This is a genomic window from Oceanimonas sp. GK1 (genome assembly GCF_000243075.1).
In the GTDB taxonomy this organism is placed as follows: Bacteria; Pseudomonadota; Gammaproteobacteria; order Enterobacterales; family Aeromonadaceae; genus Oceanimonas.
This window is the reverse complement of record NC_016745.1, coordinates 492,501-512,533: the sequence shown is the minus strand read 5'-3', so window position 1 is coordinate 512,533 and position 20,033 is coordinate 492,501. Positions and strand designations below refer to the sequence as shown.

At 61.8% G+C, this 20,033-nt stretch carries 17 protein-coding genes, 1 tRNA gene and 3 rRNA genes (1 of these 21 only partly in view); 6 read left to right on the top strand and 15 right to left on the bottom strand.

Annotation, left to right across the window (positions count from 1 at the left end; genetic code table 11):
• Positions 1–144: 144 nt before the first annotated feature.
• The 4 genes from hemC to GU3_RS02455 are packed head-to-tail and all read left to right on the top strand — an operon-like array spanning position 145 to position 4,107.
• Entirely contained in the window at positions 145–1,074 is a 930-nt protein-coding gene (gene hemC, locus GU3_RS02470; protein ID WP_014290975.1) for a hydroxymethylbilane synthase, read from the top strand.
• A complete protein-coding gene (locus GU3_RS02465; RefSeq protein ID WP_014290974.1) occupies positions 1,071–1,826 on the top strand; it encodes a uroporphyrinogen-III synthase in 756 nt (251 codons plus the stop codon). Before hemC ends, GU3_RS02465 begins: the two co-directional genes overlap by 4 nt.
• On the top strand, positions 1,813–2,919 hold the full coding sequence (locus GU3_RS02460) for a uroporphyrinogen-III C-methyltransferase (RefSeq protein ID WP_014290973.1): 1,107 nt from the start codon (positions 1,813–1,815) through the stop codon (positions 2,917–2,919). The genes GU3_RS02465 and GU3_RS02460 overlap by 14 nt, the downstream gene beginning before the upstream one ends.
• Before the next feature lie 9 nt (positions 2,920–2,928).
• Positions 2,929–4,107, top strand: a complete 1,179-nt coding sequence (locus tag GU3_RS02455) for a heme biosynthesis HemY N-terminal domain-containing protein (protein ID WP_014290972.1) — start codon at positions 2,929–2,931, stop codon at positions 4,105–4,107.
• A gap of 348 nt (positions 4,108–4,455) precedes the next feature.
• On the opposite strand, the gene GU3_RS02450 is transcribed toward GU3_RS02455, so the two are convergent.
• From GU3_RS02450 to ilvG, 7 genes are all read right to left on the bottom strand, one after another.
• A complete protein-coding gene (locus GU3_RS02450) occupies positions 4,456–5,325 on the bottom strand; it encodes an NAD(P)-dependent oxidoreductase (protein ID WP_014290971.1) in 870 nt (289 codons plus the stop codon).
• On the bottom strand, positions 5,322–6,164 hold the full coding sequence (locus GU3_RS02445) for an urea transporter (RefSeq protein WP_014290970.1): 843 nt from the start codon (positions 6,162–6,164) through the stop codon (positions 5,322–5,324). The genes GU3_RS02450 and GU3_RS02445 overlap by 4 nt, the downstream gene beginning before the upstream one ends.
• A 226-nt stretch (positions 6,165–6,390) precedes the next feature.
• The gene (ilvA, locus tag GU3_RS02440) at positions 6,391–7,947 is read right to left on the bottom strand and encodes a threonine ammonia-lyase, biosynthetic (RefSeq protein WP_050899352.1); all 1,557 of its coding nucleotides are present in this window, start codon (positions 7,945–7,947) and stop codon (positions 6,391–6,393) included.
• A gap of 3 nt (positions 7,948–7,950) precedes the next feature.
• The gene (gene ilvD, locus GU3_RS02435; RefSeq protein ID WP_014290968.1) at positions 7,951–9,801 is read right to left on the bottom strand and encodes a dihydroxy-acid dehydratase; all 1,851 of its coding nucleotides are present in this window, start codon (positions 9,799–9,801) and stop codon (positions 7,951–7,953) included.
• 66 nt (positions 9,802–9,867) lie between these two features.
• The gene (locus tag GU3_RS02430) at positions 9,868–10,791 is read right to left on the bottom strand and encodes a branched-chain amino acid transaminase (protein ID WP_014290967.1); all 924 of its coding nucleotides are present in this window, start codon (positions 10,789–10,791) and stop codon (positions 9,868–9,870) included.
• A gap of 11 nt (positions 10,792–10,802) precedes the next feature.
• Complete coding sequence (gene ilvM, locus GU3_RS02425) at positions 10,803–11,063, bottom strand: acetolactate synthase 2 small subunit (protein ID WP_014290966.1); 261 nt, start codon at positions 11,061–11,063, stop codon at positions 10,803–10,805.
• Positions 11,060–12,709, bottom strand: coding sequence for an acetolactate synthase 2 catalytic subunit (gene ilvG, locus GU3_RS02420; protein WP_014290965.1), 1,650 nt, complete (start codon positions 12,707–12,709; stop codon positions 11,060–11,062). Before ilvG ends, ilvM begins: the two co-directional genes overlap by 4 nt.
• Before the next feature lie 378 nt (positions 12,710–13,087).
• On the opposite strand from ilvG, the gene GU3_RS02415 reads away from it, so the two are divergent.
• Both GU3_RS02415 and GU3_RS02410 read left to right on the top strand, forming a co-directional pair.
• Positions 13,088–14,599 carry a YifB family Mg chelatase-like AAA ATPase gene (locus tag GU3_RS02415; protein WP_014290964.1) on the top strand — a complete coding sequence of 504 codons (1,512 nt, stop codon included), beginning with the start codon at positions 13,088–13,090 and terminating at the stop codon, positions 14,597–14,599.
• A gap of 28 nt (positions 14,600–14,627) precedes the next feature.
• Positions 14,628–14,918: a hypothetical protein gene (locus tag GU3_RS02410; protein ID WP_014290963.1), complete on the top strand. Its 291-nt coding sequence runs from the start codon at positions 14,628–14,630 to the stop codon at positions 14,916–14,918.
• Between the two features lie 43 nt (positions 14,919–14,961).
• Here GU3_RS02410 and GU3_RS02405 read toward each other — a convergent pair whose 3' ends face one another.
• The 8 genes from GU3_RS02405 to GU3_RS02370 all read right to left on the bottom strand — a co-directional run.
• A complete protein-coding gene (locus GU3_RS02405; RefSeq protein WP_014290962.1) occupies positions 14,962–15,564 on the bottom strand; it encodes a thiol:disulfide interchange protein DsbA/DsbL in 603 nt (200 codons plus the stop codon).
• A 42-nt stretch (positions 15,565–15,606) separates the two neighbouring features.
• On the bottom strand, positions 15,607–16,575 hold the full coding sequence (locus GU3_RS02400) for a serine/threonine protein kinase (protein ID WP_014290961.1): 969 nt from the start codon (positions 16,573–16,575) through the stop codon (positions 15,607–15,609).
• Positions 16,576–16,636: 61 nt separating this feature from the next.
• Positions 16,637–18,058, bottom strand: a complete 1,422-nt coding sequence (gene ccoG, locus GU3_RS02395) for a cytochrome c oxidase accessory protein CcoG (protein ID WP_041542862.1) — start codon at positions 18,056–18,058, stop codon at positions 16,637–16,639.
• A 131-nt stretch (positions 18,059–18,189) separates the two neighbouring features.
• Entirely contained in the window at positions 18,190–18,603 is a 414-nt protein-coding gene (gene cueR, locus GU3_RS02390) for a Cu(I)-responsive transcriptional regulator (protein ID WP_014290959.1), read from the bottom strand.
• Positions 18,604–18,724: 121 nt separating this feature from the next.
• Positions 18,725–18,839, bottom strand: a 5S ribosomal RNA gene (rrf, locus tag GU3_RS02385).
• 7 nt (positions 18,840–18,846) lie between these two features.
• Positions 18,847–18,922, bottom strand: a tRNA-Thr gene (locus tag GU3_RS02380).
• A gap of 10 nt (positions 18,923–18,932) precedes the next feature.
• Positions 18,933–19,047 (bottom strand): 5S ribosomal RNA (gene rrf / locus GU3_RS02375).
• Positions 19,048–19,135: 88 nt separating this feature from the next.
• Positions 19,136–20,033: ribosomal RNA gene (locus GU3_RS02370) — 23S ribosomal RNA — on the bottom strand (it continues 1,994 nt past the right edge of the window).

Genomic DNA, 20,033 nt, shown 5'->3' with positions numbered 1-20,033 from the left:
GATCATGGTAACAATTAGTCAGTAAATGAACAATATCCGCCGTGTACATTGTCGTAACATGCCGCCGCGGCCGCTTTCCCCCCTGAAATGGCCCCCCGAGAGTGATAACATTCTCAGCAATAGTCGACAAACAACGAGATTCATATGGCAAATCGCATCATTCGTATCGCCACCCGCAAAAGTCTGCTGGCCCTGTGGCAGGCCCATTATGTCAAGGATCGGCTGGAAGCGCTGCATGAGGATGTCACCGTCGAACTGGTGCCCATGACCACCCAGGGTGACGTGCTACTCGACACCCCCCTGTCCAAGATCGGCGGCAAGGGGCTGTTCATCAAGGAGCTGGAGCAGGCCATGCTCGACGGCCGCGCCGACATCGCCGTGCACTCCATGAAAGACGTGCCGGTGGAGTTCCCCGAGGGGCTGGGGCTGACGGTGATCTGCGAACGGGAAGATCCCCGCGATGCCTTTGTCTCCAATCATTACCAAAGCCTGGACGAACTGCCCGCCGGCGCCGTGGTGGGCACCGCCAGCCTGCGCCGGGAATGCCAGATCCGCGCCCGTCGCCCCGACCTGGTGGTCAAAACCCTGCGCGGCAACGTACAGACCCGGCTGCGCAAGCTGGATGACGGCGAATACGATGCCATTATTCTGGCCGCCGCCGGCCTCAAGCGGCTGGCGCTTGAGGAGCGCATCGCCGGCCTGCTGAGCCCGGAAGACAGCCTGCCCGCCAACGGCCAGGGCGCCGTGGGCATTGAATGCCGGCTCGAGGACGCCGAGCTGCTGGAACTGCTGGCGCCGCTGGACGATCGCGACACCCGGCTGCGGGTGGAAGCGGAGCGGGCCATGAACCAGGGCCTGCAGGGCGGCTGCCAGGTGCCTATTGGCTCCTACGCCCTACTGGAAGGCGACCAGCTCTGGCTGCGTGGCCTGGTGGGCCGCCCCGACGGCACCGAAGTACTGTTTGATGAAGTCCGTGGCCCCGCCGAGCAGGGCAAGGCCCTGGGCGCCGAACTGGCCAAACGCCTGCTGGCCGCCGGCGCCGACAAAATCCTGGCCGAGGTCTATTCGTCGTGATCCCGCTGGTGGTGCGTCCCGAGCCGCAAAACCACCGCCTGTGCGAGGCCCTGCGCCAGGCCGGCCACCAGCCGGTGGCCACGCCCCTGCTGAGCTTTGCCCCCGGCGCCGAGCTGGCGCAGGCGCCCCGTCTGCTGGGGGAGCTCGGCAGCCGGGATTATGTGATTGCGGTCAGCGTAGCGGCGGTGAATTTCGCCGATAATGCCCTCAAAACGCGCGGACAGCCCTGGCCCGACGTCACCTATGTGGCGGTGGGTGAAGCCACCGGCCGGGCGTTGGCCGCCGTGGGCGTGCCCCATGCACTGGTGCCGGACGACCCCCGCTCCGAGGGCATGGCGGCCCTGCCCGAGCTGCAGAACCCGGCCGGATGCCGCGTCTTGATCCTGCGCGGCGACGGCGGCCGGGACATGATGGCCCCCACCCTGACACAGCGGGGGGCTCAGGTGGCCTACTGCGAAGTCTACCGGCGCTGCTATCGTGATGATGCCGGTGAACAACTGGTGAAAGAGTGGCAACGCCAGGGGGTGGACAGTATTATCATCACCAGTGGCGGCCTGCTGCAGCACCTGTTTCAGCTTGCGGCCGACAGCGCAAAGGACTGGCTGCTAAGCCGTTTATTGATTGTGCCCAGCATTCGCGTGACCGAACAGGCGAAGGCCTTGGGCTTCACTCATATCATCAATGCCAAAGGTGCATCCAACCCGGCGTTGCTCAGCGCCCTGGATGAGAGGAAAAGGAATGACAGACAATAAACAAGATCAACAGGACGACAAGCAAGTGGCCGACACCGCCGATACCCAAGCGCAAGCCCCGGTAACCGAGGCCCAGCCGGCACAGGCCGCGGCGCCGGCCAAGGAAAAACAACCTTCTTCCGGCAAGGGACTGGCCACGGTGGCCATTGTGCTGGCGGTGGTACTGACCGGCGGTCTGTACTGGCACGGCCATCAGCAGGGCGTGGCCCAGGCCGGCCAGCTCGCGGCCATGGAAGCCCGCCTGGCCCAGCAGCAGGCCAGCCTGGATGCCCTCAAGCGCGAACAGAGCGCCACCCTCGGCCAGCTGGAAAGCGCCCAGAGCAGCGTCACCGAGCAGGTGGAAGGGCTGTCGCGCAAGGTGCTGGATCTCGACAGCAAACGTCCCAACGACTGGATGCTGGCCGAAGCCGAATACCTGGTGCGCATGGCCGGCCGCAAGCTGTGGCTGGAGCATGACGCCGTGTCCGCCGCCATGATGCTGGCCAACGCCGACGAACGCCTGGCCGCCCTCAACGATCCCACCCTGGTGCCCATCCGCAAGGCCCTGGCCGACGACATTGCCAGCATCAAGTCGGTGAAAAAGGTCGACCGCGAGGGCCTGGTGATCAAGCTCAACAGCATCAACGATCAGGTCGACAAGCTTAAGCTCGCCGGGGTGATCATGGCCCGGGCCGAAGAGCCCGACTTTACCGTGTCCGAGTCGGTGAGCGACTGGAAGGAAAACCTGAAAAAGAGCTGGGCCAGCTTTACCGACGACTTCGTGACCGTGCGCCGCCGCGACGGTAACGTGGAAGCCCTGCTCTCGCCCCAGCAGCACTGGTACCTGAGCGAGAACCTCAAGGGCAAGCTGCTGCAGGCCCAGCTGGCGGTGTACCGGGAGCAGCAGGAAGTCTTCGACAGCGCCCTGGCCCAGTCCGAACAATGGCTGCAGGACTACTTTGCCGACGACAGCGTGCGCCAGTTTATGCTGGAGCAAATCAATCAGCTCGAAGGCCAGCAGATCAACGTGGACTATCCGGAGCAGTTCGCCGCTCAGGAGCGCCTGCAACAGCTGCTGGATGACCGGCTGCAACGCCTGCTCACCGGCCTGTAAGGGGGACTCATGATACGTCTTGCGATTATCATCGCCATTCTGGCCGCCGGCCTGGTGGCGGGCCCCGAATTCATGGGCCGTCAGGGCTATGTACTGGTGGCCGCCGGCAACTACACCATTGAAACCACGGTTACCGTGTTTTTGGTGGCCGCCGTGCTGTTCTACCTGCTGCTGCTGTTTATCGAATGGCTGCTGGGCCGGGTGTTCGGCCTCAGCCACCGCACCCGCGGCTGGTTTATGGGCCGGCGCCGGCGCAAGGCCCTGAACTATACCCAGAGCGGCATGCAGGCGCTGGTGGCGGAAGACTATGCCACCGCCGAAAAAATGCTGCTCAAGGGCACCAAGGGCAACGATCTGGCCCTGCTCAACTACCTGAACGCCGCCAGCGCGGCCCAGGCCCAGGGCAATGAAGAAAAACGTGACGACTACCTGCGCCAGGCCCAGGAGCAGCACCCGGCCGCCAGCCTGGCGGTGGGCATTACCCAGGCCCGGCTGCAGTACCAGCAGGGCCAGTTCGAGCAGGCCCTGGCGGGCGTGCAGGCGCTGGAAGCCAGCTATGGTCATCAGCCGGCCCTGCTCAAGCTGCAAAAGGACGTGTATGTGGCTACCGGTCAATGGCAAGCCCTGCTCGGCATTCTCGACAGCCTGAGCAACAAGGGCCTGATCGACGCCGACGAAAAGGACGCGCTGCATCGGCAATGCTGGATTGGTCGCTTTGACCAGGCCGCCCACGATGAAGGCAGCGATGGTCTGATCAAGGTGTGGCAGGCACTGCCGCGCAAGGACAAGTACCACCCCGAATTGCTGCTGCCTCTGTGCGATCGGCTGATCGGCCTCAAGGCCCACAAGGAAGCCCAGCAGCTGCTGCTGGAAGGCCTCGACAAGAAAACCGATGCCGGCTTGCTGCTGTGCGCCACCCGGCTGCAGCTGAGCGACTACCATCCGCTACTGAGCGTGCTGGAGAAAAAGGCGAAGAAGGAAAACCTGCCCGAGCTGCATTCGGCCCTGGGCAGGTTGTATCTGAAGGACGGCAAGCACGACCAGGCCGAGCAGCAACTGCAACAGGCGGTGGCGCAAAAGCCCGACGCGCAGGATTATGTGCTGCTCGCCGAGCTGGCGGAAAAACGCAAGGATCTGAGCAAGGCCAACGACTACTACAAACACAGTCTGGCCCTGGGCACGGCCTGAGCCACAGCCATAAACGCAAAAAGAGGAGCCTAGGCTCCTCTTTTTTTGATCGTGCACTTTCGTCGGTCAAAGGGCACTGCTTCTTCGGCACGCCGTGAACCCATCCATGGGGGCTCCGCTGCGCCATCCGTGGCGCAGAGGGCACGACGAAGCAGTGCCCTTTGCCCTCCTGATCACGAACTGAATTGTCTATCAGTGACCAGCTAACGGAACCGATATTTCAGGAAGCAGCAGCAGGGTTTGCCGGAACCGACCGTCAAATGCCAAGGACGGCATTTGCCGAGCGTCCCAAGGATGGGCTTGGAGCGTGTCGGTGGAGGCAACCCTGCTGTTGCTTCACATTGCGGATCAGACGTCTTTATACAGCTTGATCAGGGTCGCCGGATCCCGCTCCAGAAAGCCCTTGCTGCCGTGCTGGCGCATCAGCTGAGCCGCCAGGCCCGACATGGGAGTCGCGCTGCCGGCGCGCAGACTTTGGGCCACCGCCATATCCAGATCTTTAAGCAAAGTGCGCACATGCCACTTGGGATCAGGATCGGACTCTTCCGCCATCAAGGGACCGGTGATCTGCATGGGTTTGGAGTCGGCAAAACCGCCGGCAAGTGCCGTAGGGATCTGCTCGGCATCCACCCCGCAGGCCTTGGCCAGGGCCATCATTTCCGCCAGCACCATCAGGTTGCAGCCCACGATCATCTGGTTGCACACCTTGGTGACCTGGCCGGCGCCCACGCCGCCCATGCGGGTCACCCGCTGGGACAGGGGCGCCAACACCGGGCGAATGCGCTCGATATCGGCTTCCTCACCACCGCACATAATGGCCAGGGTGCCGGCCTCAGCACCGGCCACACCGCCGGACACCGGCGAGTCGACCCAGCCCATGCCGCAGGCGGCTTGCAAACGGGCGGCATAATCGCGGGTGGCGTCCGGGTCGGAGCTGGAGAAGTCCACCAGCAACTGGCCGGCCCGGCCATGCTCGATCACGCCGCCCTTGCCGAACACCACGCTTTCCACCACGGCGGTGTTGGCCAGGCACAGCAGCACCAGATCCACCTGCTCGGTCAGCTCACCGATGCTGCCGGCCACCCGCGCGCCGGCGGCAGCCACCTCGGCCAGCTTATCGGTGCTACGGTTCCATACGGTGACATCATAACCGGCGGCCAGCAGTCGCTCGGCCATGGGTTTGCCCATCAGGCCGATGCCGATAAATCCCAGTTTCATACTTTCTCCCTGTCAGTCATGTGTGCCGCCCGGTAATAACACAGGCCCTTTTGCATTGCCAGGCACAGCCAGCAACTGAGCACAAAAGGCATGGTCAGCATGGGCAGGCCCAGCTTGAGCATCACCGCCGTCATCAACCCGGCCAAGGCCGCGGCCAGCAGCATCCAGACCTGTCTGCTGCCGTGCCAGAACATGGCGATGGCCGCCAGTACGCCGTTATAGCCGGTGAGGCCAAAGTTGATGTAATCCGGATTGACCAGCAGCAGCAGCGCCGCGCCACTGGATACCAGGGCGCCCACAAAGGCCCAGCCCAGCATGCCGATGCCGGCCAGCAGCAGGGCGGCGCAGATCAGCACCGCCGGCACCGTATCGGGCAGAAATACCACCTGTCCGATGGCCGACAGCGAAAAGTTGTAGCCCTGAGGCACCTCGTCGGCCACCCGCTGGCCCACAAAATACAGCCAGGGCAGCACCACCAGGTTAAACGGCAGGGTATACCAGGGAATGGCGGCCAGCCGGCGCAGCCGGTAATACAGCCAGGCAGAAAGCATGCCGCCCAGCGCCGACATCAGCAGCCAGAACGGCGTGTGCTCGGCAAACAGGCCAAAGGCCAGCCCCACCAGGGCGGCGTTAAAACCAAACAGGCCGTCGCGCCAGGCGTCCGGCTCCCATTTGCCGAGCTGCGCCAGCAGGGTAGCGGCAAGGGTGGCCAGCATCATGGTGGCGGCCATCCAGGGAGACACCCAGAGCACCCCCAGTGCAATCAGGGCACCGGCCAGGCGGTTGTTTACAAAATATATCTGGCCGATGGCGGCCAGCAGGGAAGACAACAGCGCCACGAAAGACACTCCTGTACCAAGGGCAAGAAACACAGAGAACGGCGCGATTAGACCAGCAGAGCGAAAACTGGTCAATATATAATTGTGAACAGTGTTGTATCCGCGTTATCAGGGTTTCAATAGAAAACCCTCATGTTGTGATGATGTTAATCCGTTATTCGCCTTCCACCCAGGCAAAAAAAAGCCGGGACAAGCCCGGCCTTGATCGTTGAACCGTGGCGCCCGGTCAGTGGGCCAGGAAAAAGCGGTAAGCCGGATCCTGAGTGACGTCGTACCAAGTGTAGCCCAGCTCCGCCAGATGGCGCTCGAACGATGCCAGATCTGCGTCGGGCAGTTCAAAGGCACAGAGTACCCGGCCATATTCGGCGCCGTGGTTGCGGTAATGGAACAGGCTGATGTTCCAGTGGGTCCCAAGCGTGTGCAAAAAGCGCATCAGGGCACCGGGCTGCTCCGGAAACTGGAAACCGTACAGCCGTTCCTGCAGCGGCTTGGGCGGCCGGCCGCCCACCATGTAGCGCACATGGGACTTGGCCAGATCGTTGTCGGTCATGTTGGCCACCGGGTACCCGGCCTGCTCCAGCTCCGCCATGATCTGCGCCAGCTCCCGATCGCCGTCGGTCAACCGCACCGACACCAGCAGCGCCGCCTTGTCTTCCGAGGAATAGCGGTAGTTGAACTCGGTCACCATGCGGTTGCCGAGCACCTCGCAAAACTGCAGAAAGGCGCCCTTGCGCTCAGGGATCGTCACCGCCAGCACCCCTTCCCGCTTTTCCCCCAGCTCGCACCGCTCAGACACGTAGCGCAGGGAATGGAAGTTGACGTTGGCGCCGCTCAGCACCGCCGCCATGCGGGCGTGGGCATAGTCTCCGGCCTGACTGTATTTCTTCAGCCCGGCCAGCGACAGCGCCCCCGAGGGCTCGGCGATGGCCCGGGTATCTTCAAAGATATCCTTGAGGGCGGCACAGATCTCGTCGGTGGTGACGGTGATCACGCCGTCCAGGTATTCCCGGCACAGACGAAAGGTCTCTACGCCCATGCGCTTCACCGCCACCCCGTCGGCAAACATGCTGACCCGGTCGAGGGTGACCAGTTCACCGGCGTTGAGCGCCGCCTTGAGGCAGGCGGAGCCCTCGGCCTCGACCCCGATCACCTTGACCTGAGGCAGCAGCTGCTTGATGTACACCGCCACCCCGGCGGCCAGACCGCCGCCACCCACAGGCACGAACACGTGGGTCAGGCGGGTGTCCTGCTCCAACAGCTCGCGGCCCACCGTGCCCTGACCGGCGATCACGTCCTCGTCATCGAACGGCGGTATCAGGGTGGCGCCCTTCTGCTGCGCCAGCTCCAGGCAACGGGCGTAGGCCTCGTCGAAATTGTTGCCGTGCAACACCACCTTGCCGCCAAAGCGGCGCACCGATTCCACCTTGATATCGGGCGTCACGGTGGGCATGACGATGGTGGCGTCAATGCCCAGCTTGGCCGCTGACAGCGCCACCCCTTGAGCATGGTTGCCAGCGGAGGCGGCAATGACCCCCCGCTGCTGCTGCTCGGGGGTGAGCTGGGCAATCTTGTTGTAGGCACCCCGCAACTTGAAAGAATGCACCGGCTGCATGTCTTCCCGCTTGAGCGACACCGGGTGCCCCAACCGCTCGGAAATCTTCTTGAGTGGGGTCAGTGGCGTCACCCGGGCAGCCTCGTACACCGGCGACAACAGAATGTGGCGCAGGTACTCGGTAGCCGAGCGGGGCGTGCTTTTTGCTTCCTTCAATGCCGGTTGTGCCATGGCTCAGCCTCCCAGTTTGCTGCGATCGCGCACCGCGCCCTTGTCGGCACTGGTGGCCAGGGAGGCGTAGGCACGCAGGGCAAAGGACACTTCGCGCTCGCGGTCTACCGGGCGCCAGGCCTGTTCACCTTTGGCCTCCATGGCTTCCCGGCGGGCCGCCAGCTCGGCATCGGACACCTCCAGCTCGATCTTGCGGGCCGGAATGTCGATGTGGATGAGATCGCCATTCTGCACCAGGCCGATGGTGCCGCCGTTGGCCGCCTCGGGAGACACATGGCCGATGGACAGGCCGGAGGTACCGCCGGAGAAACGACCGTCGGTGATCAGGGCGCACTGGGTGCCCAGCCCCATGGACTTGAGGTAAGTGGTGGGATACAGCATTTCCTGCATGCCCGGGCCACCCTTGGGACCTTCGTAGCGGATCACCACCACTTCGCCGGCCTTGACCTCGCCGCCGAGAATGCCGGCCACCGCGGTGTCCTGGCTCTCGAACACCCGGGCCGGGCCGCGGAAGGTCAGGTTGTCGTCGGCCACGCCGGCGGTCTTGACGATACAGCCGTCGATGGCCAGATTGCCGGCCAGCACCGCCAGGCCGCCTTCCAGACTGTAGGCGTTGTCGATGCTGCGAATACAGCCCTCGGCGCGGTCGTCATCCAGGGTGTCCCAGCGGCAGTCCTGGCTGAATGCCTTGGTGGTGCGAATGCCCGCCGGACCGGCGCGGAACATGGTTTTCACCGCCTCGTCGTCGGTCACCATGATGTCGTAGCGGGCCAGCTGCTCGGCCAGGGTCATGCCCAGCACGGTATTCACCTCGGTGTTGAGCAGGCCGGCCCGGGCCAGCTCGGCCAGAATGCCCATCACGCCCCCGGCACGGTGCACGTCTTCCATGTGGTACTTCTGGGTGGACGGCGCCACCTTGCACAGCTGGGGCACTCGGCGCGACAGGGCGTCGATGTCGTCCATGGTGAAGTCCACGTCCGCTTCCTGAGCGGCGGCCAGCAGGTGCAGCACGGTATTGGTGGAGCCGCCCATGGCGATGTCCAGCACCATGGCGTTCTCAAACGCGGCCTTGGTGGCGATGTTGCGCGGCAGCACGGCGGCGTCTTCACCTTCATAGTAACGCTTGGTCAGCTCGACGATGCGGTGGCCGGCGGTCTTGAACAGTGCTTCACGGTCGGCGTGGGTGGCCAGCAGGGAGCCGTTGCCGGGCTGGGACAGGCCCAGGGCCTCGGTCAGGCAATTCATGGAGTTGGCGGTAAACATGCCGGAGCAGGAACCGCAGGTGGGGCAGGCGCTGCGCTCCACCTGTTCGCTCTGGGCGTCGGACACGGTGGGATCGGCCCCTTGAATCATGGCGTCCACCAGATCCAGCTTGATCAGCTGATCGGACAGCTTGGTCTTGCCCGCTTCCATCGGGCCGCCGGAGACGAAGATCACCGGAATATTGACCCGCAGGGCGGCCATCAGCATGCCGGGGGTGATCTTGTCGCAGTTGGAGATGCACACCATGGCGTCGGCACAGTGGGCATTGACCATGTACTCAACCGAGTCTGCGATCAGCTCCCGGCTGGGCAGGGAGTAAAGCATGCCGCCATGACCCATGGCGATACCGTCATCCACCGCTATGGTGTTGAATTCCTTGGCCACACCGCCGGCGGCTTCAATTTCCCGGGCCACCAGCTGACCCATGTCTTTCAGGTGCACATGGCCGGGCACAAACTGGGTGAAGGAGTTCACCACGGCGATAATCGGCTTGCCGAAATCCGCTTCGGTCATGCCGGTGGCGCGCCACAGAGCGCGGGCGCCGGCCATGTTGCGGCCGTGGGTGGTGGTGGCTGAACGATACCTTGGCATTCCTTTTACTCCTGATATTGCGTGAGAACAACGGGGCGCAAGCGCGCCCCATCTCGATAAGTTAAATTAGTCTTTGACCGGGGTGAGCCAGCCCCACTTGTCCTGGGTGGTGCCGTCAAACAGGCCGAAAAACGCCTGCTGCAGCTCCTTGGTGATGGGGCCCCGCTTGCCTTCCCCAAGAGTGATGCCGTCCACGCTGCGCACCGGGGTGACCTCGGCGGCGGTGCCGGTCATGAACATTTCGTCGGCCAGGTACAGGGCTTCCCGGGCAATGGCTTCTTCCCGCACCTCATAACCGGCGTCCCGCGCCAGGGTCATCAGGGTATCACGGGTGATACCCGGCAGTATGCAGGCGGTGACCGGCGGCGTGTAGAGCACACCGTTCTTGATCAGAAACAGGTTTTCACCGGCGCCTTCACTGAGGTGGCCGTGCACATCGAGGGAAATGCCCTCGCTGTAGCCGTGGCGCTTGGCCTCGCCGGAAATCAGCTGGGACGACAGGTAGTTGCCCCCCGCCTTGGCGCCGGTGGGCATGGTGTTGGGGGCCAGACGGTTCCAGGAGGTGACGCAGACGTCGACGCCGTTTTCCAGCCCTTCCTCGCCCAGGTAGGCGCCCCAGGGAATGGCGGCGATGATCACTTCACAGGGCACGTCCTTCGGGGCATTCAGCCCCATGCCCACATTGCCGATAAACACCAGCGGGCGCAGGTAGGCGCTGTCGAGGTCGTTCTTGGCTACCGCCGCTCGGCAGGCATCCATCAGCTCCGCCTTGGTAAAGGGAATGTTCATCCGGTAGATCTTGGCGGAATCGAACAGCCGCTGCACGTGCTCTTCCAGCCGGAACACCACCGGCCCCTTGGGGGTGTTGTAGGCGCGAATGCCCTCAAACACCGACGAACCGTAATGCAGGGCGTGGGTCATCACATGCACCTGGGCCTTGTCCCAGGGCACCAGATCTCCATTAAACCAGATGTACTTGGCGGTAGACATTGTTGTTATCCTCAGGCCGATTTTTTCAGCGGTTGCTCCATGATGTGCGTCTCAACGCGGGTCACGTTCATCAGTTTTTCGAGCTGGCGGCTCAGCAGCTGAATGGGACGTTCACTGCTGACAGTAACCCTGATGCTCAGGTTTTGACAATCGGCGGAGGTGGACATTTCCATGTCGTCCACGCGAAAGCCGCGGTGGCGGGTCATGCGCAGTACCCGCTCAAGCACTTCCGGGCGAAACTGGGCTTCTATCTGCAAACTGTGCTGGTTCATGCTTTGCTCTCCATCATCTGATCGTTGGCAACGCCCGGCGGCACCAGGGGCCAGACGTTCTCTTCCTCTGAAATACGCACGTGCAGCAGGTAGGCGCTGTCGGACTGCAGCATGCGCGCGATGGCGGGCTGCACCTGCTCCTTACGGGTAATGGTTTCGCCCGGAATGCCAAAGGCGGCGGCCATGGCCACAAAGTCCGGGTTGTCGGTGAGAATGGTTTCACTGAAGCGGCCGTCAAAGAACAGTTCCTGCCACTGGCGCACCATGCCCAGGCGCTGGTTGTCGAGCAGCACCATCTTCACCGGCAGCTGGGCGCGCTTGAGGGTGCCCAGCTCCTGTACGTTCATCATGAAGGAGCCGTCGCCGGAGACCAGCACCGACTCGTGCTCGGGCCGGGCCAGCTTGGCACCGATGGCGGCGGGCAGGCCAAAACCCATGGTGCCCAGGCCGGCGCTACTGAGGTGATTGCGCGGGCTGGTAAAGCGCATGTGCTGGGCCACCCACATTTGGTGCTGACCCACGTCACAGCTGACCATGGCGGTGTCTGCCAGAGCGTCGCTCAGTTGCCTGAGCATCAGCGGGGCGTAAATGGCCTCGCCCGGGTGATCGTAGCGCCACTGATGCTCGGCCTTGAGCGCCTTGCACTGTTCACGCCAGGCGTCGATGGCCAGGCGCTCGCCGGTGAGCCGCGGCAGGACGTCTTTCAGCTCGGCGTCGATACCCACCTGGGCCCGGCGTACCTTGCCGAATTCGGCGGCGTCCTTGTCCAGGTGAATGACCTTGGCATTGACCGCGAAGGCATCCAGCTTGCCGGTGACCCTGTCGTCAAAACGGGCGCCCACCACCATCAGCAGATCACTCTGCTGAACGGCCAGGTTGGCCGCTTTTGTTCCGTGCATGCCCAGCATGCCCAAAAACAGCTCATGGTCCGGATCCAGGGTGCCGATTCCCTTCAGGGTGGTCACCGCAGGAATGCCGCTTTGCTCGGCAAAAGCACGTAATTCTGCCTCGGCGTTGGCCATGCCGACGCCACCGCCCACGTAGAGCACCGGCTGCCGCGCTTCGGCCAGCAGGGCCCTGGCTTCGGCCAGGGCGGCCTCGTCGAGGGTACTGGGTGCCGTGGTGCAGGGCACGGCCGGACGCGGCTCCACCAGGGCCACCTGCACGTTCTTGGGCACGTCGATCAGCACCGGTCCGGGGCGGCCGGTTCGGGCCACTTCAAAGGCTTCGGCGATGATATCGCCAAGATCTTCCACGTTCTCGACCAGATAGGAGTGTTTGGTGCAGGACAGCGACATGCCCAGCACGTCCACTTCCTGAAAGGCATCGGTGCCGATGGCGGCCATGGGCACCTGGCCGGTGATGGCCACCACCGGAATGGAGTCGAGCATGGCATCGGCCAGACCGGTGATCAGGTTGGTGGCACCGGGGCCGGAGGTGGCCATGCACACCCCTACCTGACCACTGGCTCTGGCATAACCCACTGCGCCCAGGGCGGCAGCCTGCTCGTGCCGGCACAGCAAATGGTCCACACCGCCGTCGTAGAGGGCGTCGTAAAGCGGCATGATGGCGCCGCCGGGGTAGCCGAAGATCTGGGTTACCCCTTGTTGTTTCAGTGCCTGGACAATGTACTGTGCGCCATTCATGTGTTTGCTGTCCCTGTATTGCTGCCAAAATGATGTAAAAAAAAACCCCCGAGCTTGCTCGGGGGTTTGTGTGTTGTTGTCGGCCGGTTATCGGCTATCGTCAGACCACAGTGCCCCGAGCGGAGATTTAATAATCACCACTAGGACCACGATAATGTTGACGATGCGTACGATGGAATTCATAAAACCGACCCAAAAATATGTGCTGTGTGCCGGGGTCCCCGGCGCGGCTGGCCTATAGAACTAGCATAGTGTTCTACACTACTCAAGACTTTCTTAAACCCGGATCACAAAAAAAGCCGGTCAGCCGCCGTATCCTGACAGCAATAAAAACTGCAAAAAAAATTAAATGTAAAACAAAAAACCAAGGATGATGCCATGTCACTTGCCGTTGTGTTTGCACGGGCCAGCCTGGGCGTGACCGCCCCCCTGGTGACGGTAGAAGCTCACCTGGCCAACGGCCTGCCGGCCTTCAACATCGTCGGTTTGCCCGAAACCACGGTCAAGGAAGCCCGGGATCGGGTACGCAGTGCCCTGATCAACGCCGGCTTTGAATTTCCCGCCCGGCGCATTACCGTCAACCTGGCGCCGGCGGATCTGCCCAAGGACGGCGGTCGCTTCGACCTGCCCATCGCCATGGCCATTCTCGCCGCCTCGGAGCAGATCCCGGCCTCGTCCCTGGACGGCCTGGAGTTCCTCGGAGAGCTGGCACTGACCGGTGAACTGCGCGGCATCAAGGGGACCCTGCCGGCGGTGCTGGCCGCCCGCGCCAGCGATCGCCGGCTGATCATGCCCGCCGCCAACGGCCGCGAAGCCGGGCTAATTACTCCCTGCCCGGCCCTGCTGGCTCCCCACCTGCTGGCCATTACCGCCTGGTTGCAACAGCAGGGCGAGCTGGCCCACCCCGAGCCTGTGCCCATTCATGAGGATGCCATCACCCCCTGTCTGAGTGAGGTGATCGGCCAGGAAACCGGCAAACGGGCGCTGGAGATTGCCGCCGCCGGCGAACATAACCTGTTGTTTCTCGGTCCGCCCGGTACCGGCAAGACCATGCTGGCGGCACGCCTGCCGGGCCTGCTGCCACCCATGACCGAAACCGAAGCACTGGAGGCGGCCGCCATTCGTTCCATCAGCGGCCAGCCCCTTGACCCCGAGCACTGGCGGCAGCGAGCCTTTCGCCAGCCTCACCACTCTTCCTCGGCTGCCGCCCTGGTAGGGGGCGGCAGCCATCCCAGACCGGGGGAGATATCCCTCGCCCACCGCGGGGTGCTGTTTCTCGACGAACTCACCGAGTTTGAACGCCGAGTGCTGGATGCCCTGCGCGAACCGCTGGAAACCGGTACCATCAGCATTTCCCGGGCCGCCCACAGCGTGACCTTTCCGGCCCGCTTTCAGTTGATCGGCGCCATGAACCCCAGTCCTTGTGGCCACTATCAGGACGGCCTGAGCCGCAGCTCGCCGGAGCAGATATTGCGTTATCTCGGCAAGATATCCGGCCCCTTTGTCGACCGTTTCGATCTGTCGGTGGAAATTCCCCTGCTGCCACCGGGCGAGCTGAGCCGGCCACGGCAAAAGTCCGCCAGCACGGCCGAGGTTCGCGCCCGGGTGCTGGCTGCGCGGCAACGCCAACAGGCCCGGGCCGGCAAACCCAACGCACGCCTGGGTGCTGCCGATCTCGACCGGCTGTGCCCGCTGAGTGCCGACGATGCCGCCTTCCTGGAGCAGGCACTGCATCGCATGAAGCTGTCCATTCGAGCCTGGCATAAACTGATCCGGGTAGCCCGCACCATCGCCGATCTGGCCGGCGAGCCCCATATCGGCCGGCCTCACCTGATGGAAGCCCTGGGTTACCGGGCCATGGACCGGCTGCTGGCCCGGCTGCGGCAATAACCGTCTCTCAACCGACAAGGAGCTAGCGATGAAAAGCGCCAGGGAATTTGCCGAATGGCTGCAGGAGCGTTTTGGCCGGCATCAGGAAGGGGTATACCTGACCCGAAGCGACATTGCCGAACTGTCGGGTCGACAGCGTTTCAACCAGCAATTCGTGTCGGACGTACACTTTGAGCTGAGCCTGCTGGGCATGGGCTTTGTGACCGACACCCACCGGGAAAAGTTCTACCTGTTCCACCTGCCCAGCACCCACTGGCGGGCCCTGGGCCACGACGATATCGACCTGCCGCTCAGCCATGACTCACCCGGCGAGCAATAAAAACGGCCGGTGATCACCGGCCGCCTGGTCATTGTGTGGGTGCTCAGTTGGCGGAAAGCAGGTATTCCACCACGCGGTAAAAACGCTCTTCCGAGCCAATTTCACCCATGTTCAGCTGGTATTTGCCACGCACGATAACGGTGGGCGTGCCGCGCACATTGTACTTCTCGGTGAGCTTGTCGTACTTGGCGATCATGCCATTCAGGGCAAAGCTGTTGATCACTCCATCGAAGTCCTTGGCGTCCACACCATTGGCCACAAACACCTCTTTCACGTCCTCAAGAGACGCCGGCATCTTCTTCTGGCGGTGAATACGGTCAAACATCACCGGTGTCAACTTGTCTTCCACCTTCAGCAGCAGGGCGGCACCGTAGGCACGCTGCAGCACCGGCCCCATGTCCCGGCCAAGGAACGCCACCGGCACCTTGTTAATGTCGGCCTCGGGCAGACGCTCGGCCAGCTTGTCCATCAGCGGCTCAAAGCTGTAGCAATGGGGGCACACGTAAGAGAAAAATTCGGTTACTTCCGGCTTGCTGCTGGGCACCTCGGCAACCACGGTGTATTCCACCCCTTCCTGAAACTCGGAAGCGGCCTGAGCCAGGGGTACCAGCAACATTGTCACAAAGGCAAAAATCAGCGTTTTCATAGGGTGAATCCCGTTTGTTTAAGGCTGACCCAAGTTAAGGAATCAGCTCCATGAGGTCAAGGACAACGGCGGTGCCGAAAGGCTCTGGGCCTGCTCCGTCAGTGCACGTATCTGCTGCTGCCAGTAATCCTCGCTGTTAAACCAGGGAAAGGCGGCCGGAAAAGCCGGATCATCCCAGCGCGCCGCCAGCCAGGCCATGTAGTTGACCATGCGGGTGGCCCGCAGCGGCTCGATCAGCGCCAGTTCGGCGGCATTGAACTCCCGCACGGTTTCATAGCCCGCGAGCAGGGTATCGAGCTGCACCAGCTGCTCCTGGCGGGAGCCGCTCAGCATCATCCACAAGTCCTGCACCGCCGGGCCGCGCCGGCAGTCATCGAAGTCAAGCAGCCAGGGCCCCTGATGCCACAACAGGTTGCCGCCGTGGCAATCGCCGTGAATACCGATAAGGGTAGCGCTCCGGTAATGTTCGCTTACCCCGTCAATCAGCCGCTCCAGAGCGCTGAACAACCCCTGTCGCAATGCCGCGGGAATGCGGGCCTGCCGTTCCAGCACGCTGCGGGAACGAGCAAGCTCTGTCGCCGGATCCAATACCGGGCGCAGATCCAGCGACAGGGTTTCCCCCACGCAGTGCAGCCGGGCCAGTTGCTCCCCCAGGGCCTCCAGCTGCTCCAGGTTGTCCGGTTCAAAGGCGCGGGCCGGCACCGAGCGCCATACGGAAAACAACAGGCCCTGGTATTCAAACAGGCTGTGACCGTCCCGCTGCAGCGGCTCGGCCACCCGCACGCCCTGGGCGGCGGCGGCGGACACAAAGGACAACTCCTGCTCCACCTGGGCACGGCTCCAGCGGCCGGGACGATAGAACTTGGCCACCAGGGTGCCGTCGTCCTCGGACTGAAAGCGATATACCCGGTTCTCGTAACTGTTCAGGGCCATCAGCCCACGATCCACATAAATGCCCACGCTGGCCAGGGCATCGGCGATCACGTCCGGGGTCAGTTGGTAGTAATCCATAGATCTCCAATAAAAAAGCCGCAGGGTCGCTGCGGCTTACTCTAGCATGCTTTACCGGACGTCAGCGCAGGGCGCTGAAGAACTTGCTCTCGGTACGTACCGAAGACTTGGCCTCGTCGGCATTCGCGCCCTTGCGACGCATCACAAAGGTAATGTCCCGCACCGGTGAATCCAGCAGGTAGGGATCTGCGGACAGGCTGACCGGCAGGCTCAGCACCTCGCCGCCATCAATGCTGACTTCCGCCGGGCCAATCCACTCGGCGTCGTCCATGCCTTCCACACTCAGCTGGTAGGTGGCCGGCGCCAGAGTCTTGTTCAGCAGCTTCAGGGTATAGGTGTTTTCCACCAGGCCCTCGGCGGTTTCCCGGTAAAGCTGGTTGCGATCCCGAATCACCTCCAGCCCCATGGGCATGATGCGGGTGGCCATAAAGGCAAAGGCCGCCAGCATGATCACCATGACGATGCCGTAGCCAATCAGCTTAGGGCGAGCCACATGGGTCTCTTTGTGCACCAGCTTGTGCTCGGTGGTATAGCTGATCAAACCCGGCTCATAACCCATGCGCTCCATGGTCTGATCACAGGCATCGATACAGGCGCCACAGTTGATGCACTCATACTGCAGGCCATCGCGAATATCGATGCCGGCCGGGCACACCTGCACACACATGTCGCAGTCGATGCAGTCCCCCAGGCCCAACTCCTTCGGATCCTTTTTGCGGGGACGGGGTCCACGGGTTTCACCCCGTTCGGCATCGTAACTGACGATATAGGTGTCCTTGTCGAACATGGCCGACTGGAAACGGGAATAAGGACACATATGGGTGCACATTATGGTGCGCATAAAGCCGGCGTTGCCGTAGGTGCAGAAGGCAAAAAACAGCACCCAGAAGCCGGCCCAGAAACTGGCGGAAAAGGTCAGCAGTCCCCAGGCCAGCTCTTGGGCGGGAATAAAGTAGGCAATGAAGGTAAAACCGGTCAGCAGCGATACCGCCAGCCAGCCGGTATGTTTGGCGGCCTTGCGCCAGATCTTGTTGAAACTCCAGGGCGCCTTGTCGAGCTGGCGGCGCTTGTTGGCACTGCCCTCAAACTTTTCCTCAAACCAGATAAAGATAAAGGTCCATACCGTCTGCGGACACAGGTAGCCGCACCATACCCGCCCCAGAAAGGTGGTCAGAAAAAACAGGGCAAAGGCCGCCACCATAAACAGCAGGGCCAGCAGGGTCAGATCCTGGGGCCACAGGGTGGTACCGAACACATGAAAGCGCTGCTGCTCCACATTGAGCAGAATGGCCTGATTGCCGTTCCACTGGATCCAGGGACCCAGCAGGAATACCAGCATCAGCAGCCAGCCCATCTGCTTGCGCAGGCGCTGCCATCTTCCGGTTTGTGCCCTAACGTAAATATGACCGTCATCGGCGGGCCGGTGAGAACGCGGTTTTGGAGTAACGTCCTTGACGTCTATTCTGCTTTTTTTATCGTTCATTGATGCTCACAATCTTTGCTCTGGTTGCTGCCTGAATCTGCCTACAAGATGTAACCCCTTGTTAACATGCAGATAAAATACGACTTATGGCGCATTCTGCGCCAAAAGCGAAACGGAAAAGGTGATCCAAATCACTCTTTTGCCGAAGGGGCGACGGCGGGTCCGCCCAGTGCTTCCATAATAGGGCACTCCGGCTTGGCGTCTCCATGACATTGATCAGCCAAACGGCGTAAACCCTGCAGCATCATCTGCATATGAGCAATGCGTTGCTCGATATCGTTGATCTTGGCCAGCGTCAGTGCCTTGACTTCGGCACTGGTCCGACTCTCTTTATCCTGCAACGCCAGCAGTTCCCGGCATTCGTCCAGGTTGAACCCCGCCTCCCGGGCGTTTTTCACAAAACGAATACGACGGATCAAGGCGTCACTGTAACTGCGGTAACCATTTTCGCCCCGTTCGGGGCTGGGAATAAGGCCGATAGCCTCGTAGTAACGAAGGGTTTTGCTGGTCAGCCCGGTCAACTCGGCCACTTTGCTGATATTCATGCCCGACTCCGTAAGCGGCAAAGTACCACCATAACCTTTCCCCCCTGGGCAAGGTCAAGCCGGTTATTCAGCCCATACGAAAAAGCCCGATACATCAGTATCGGGCTTATCGGAATAGAGTGTTTGACTGTGACCTACTTTCACATGGCAGCTGCCACACTATCATCGGCGCGGTTGCGTTTCACTTCTGAGTTCGGCATGGGGTCAGGTGGTTCCACAACGCTATGGCAGTCAAACAAATTCTGGTGCTGATACCCAGAATCGAACTGGGGACCTCACCCTTACCAAGGGTGCGCTCTACCATCTGAGCTATATCAGCGGAATTGGGTGCCTGGCAGTGACCTACTTTCACATGGCAGCTGCCACACTATCATCGGCGCGGTTGCGTTTCACTGCTGAGTTCGGCATGGAATCAGGTGGTTCCACAACGCTATGGCCGCCAGGCATAAAATCGTAATTCGAAAAAAGCTTTTTGATGATGAATTTGGTTGTGCTCTTGAGCCTGCAAGGCCTCACACTTCTTGGGTGTTGTATGGTTAAGCCGCACGGGTCATTAGTACAGGTTAGCTGCACGCCTCACAGCGCTTCCACACCCTGCCTATCAACGTCCTGGTCTCGGACGGCCCTTTAGAGGCATCAAGTGCCTGGGGATGACTCATCTCGAGGCTCGCTTCCCGCTTAGATGCTTTCAGCGGTTATCGATTCCGAACTTAGCTACCGGGCAGTGCCACTGGCGTGACAACCCGAACACCAGAGGTTCGTCCACTCCGGTCCTCTCGTACTAGGAGCAGCCCCTCTCAATCATCCAACGCCCACGGCAGATAGGGACCGAACTGTCTCACGACGTTCTGAACCCAGCTCGCGTACCACTTTAAATGGCGAACAGCCATACCCTTGGGACCGACTTCAGCCCCAGGATGTGATGAGCCGACATCGAGGTGCCAAACACCGCCGTCGATATGAACTCTTGGGCGGTATCAGCCTGTTATCCCCGGAGTACCTTTTATCCGTTGAGCGATGGCCCTTCCATTCAGAACCACCGGATCACTATGACCTGCTTTCGCACCTGCTCGACCTGTCCGTCTCGCAGTTAAGCTGGCTTATGCCATTGCACTAACCGTACGATGTCCGACCGTACTTAGCCAACCTTCGTGCTCCTCCGTTACACTTTGGGAGGAGACCGCCCCAGTCAAACTACCCACCAGGCACTGTCCTCACCCCCGATAAGGGGGCTAAGTTAGAACATCAAACATACAAGGGTGGTATTTCAAGGTCGGCTCCACGGCAACTGGCGTCACCGCTTCACAGCCTCCCACCTATCCTACACATGTAGGGTCAATGTTCAGTGCCAAGCTATAGTAAAGGTTCACGGGGTCTTTCCGTCTAGCCGCGGGTACACCGCATCTTCACGGCGATTTCAATTTCACTGA